The sequence below is a fragment of the Enterobacter sp. CCUG 70166 genome (assembly GCF_020224095.1).
Taxonomy (GTDB): Bacteria; Pseudomonadota; Gammaproteobacteria; order Enterobacterales; family Enterobacteriaceae; genus Enterobacter; species Enterobacter intestinihominis.
Genome location: NZ_NRIQ01000066.1, coordinates 1 through 1134, shown reverse-complemented (window position 1 = coordinate 1134; position 1134 = coordinate 1). Strand labels below are relative to the sequence as shown.

Annotated in this window: 2 protein-coding genes; both read right to left on the bottom strand. The window is 59.7% G+C overall.

Annotation, left to right across the window (positions count from 1 at the left end):
• Nucleotides 1-24: 24 nt before the first annotated feature.
• On the bottom strand, nucleotides 25-864 hold the full coding sequence (gene sul1 / locus CKK19_RS23360; protein WP_000259031.1) for a sulfonamide-resistant dihydropteroate synthase Sul1: 840 nt from the start codon (nucleotides 862-864) through the stop codon (nucleotides 25-27).
• Nucleotides 858-1134 (bottom strand): DMT family transporter (locus tag CKK19_RS23355; protein WP_017900405.1); only part of this gene is annotated, 277 nt, incomplete at its 5' end. The genes CKK19_RS23355 and sul1, both read right to left, overlap by 7 nt.

Below are 1134 nucleotides of genomic sequence, written 5' to 3'. Positions count from 1 at the left end.
TAGCGGGCGGCCGGAAGGTGAATGCTAGGCATGATCTAACCCTCGGTCTCTGGCGTCGCGACTGCGAAATTTCGCGAGGGTTTCCGAGAAGGTGATTGCGCTTCGCAGATCTCCAGGCGCGTGGGTGCGGACGTAGTCAGCGCCATTGCCGATCGCGTGAAGTTCCGCCGCAAGGCTCGCTGGACCCAGATCCTTTACAGGAAGGCCAACGGTGGCGCCCAAGAAGGATTTCCGCGACACCGAGACCAATAGCGGAAGCCCCAACGCCGACTTCAGCTTTTGAAGGTTCGACAGCACGTGCAGCGATGTTTCCGGTGCGGGGCTCAAGAAAAATCCCATCCCCGGATCGAGGATGAGCCGGTCGGCAGCGACCCCGCTCCGTCGCAAGGCGGAAACCCGCGCCTCGAAGAACCGCACAATCTCGTCGAGCGCGTCTTCGGGTCGAAGGTGACCGGTGCGGGTGGCGATGCCATCCCGCTGCGCTGAGTGCATAACCACCAGCCTGCAGTCCGCCTCAGCAATATCGGGATAGAGCGCAGGGTCAGGAAATCCTTGGATATCGTTCAGGTAGCCCACGCCGCGCTTGAGCGCATAGCGCTGGGTTTCCGGTTGGAAGCTGTCGATTGAAACACGGTGCATCTGATCGGACAGGGCGTCTAAGAGCGGCGCAATACGTCTGATCTCATCGGCCGGCGATACAGGCCTCGCGTCCGGATGGCTGGCGGCCGGTCCGACATCCACGACGTCTGATCCGACTCGCAGCATTTCGATCGCCGCGGTGACAGCGCCGGCGGGGTCTAGCCGCCGGCTCTCATCGAAGAAGGAGTCCTCGGTGAGATTCAGAATGCCGAACACCGTCACCATGGCGTCGGCCTCCGCAGCGACTTCCACGATGGGGATCGGGCGAGCAAAAAGGCAGCAATTATGAGCCCCATACCTACAAAGCCCCACGCATCAAGCTTTTGCCCATGAAGCAACCAGGCAATGGCTGTAATTATGACGACGCCGAGTCCCGACCAGACTGCATAAGCAACACCGACAGGGATGGATTTCAGAACCAGAGAAAGAAAATAAAATGCGATGCCATAACCGATTATGACAACGGCGGAAGGGGCAAGCTTAGTAAAGCCCTCG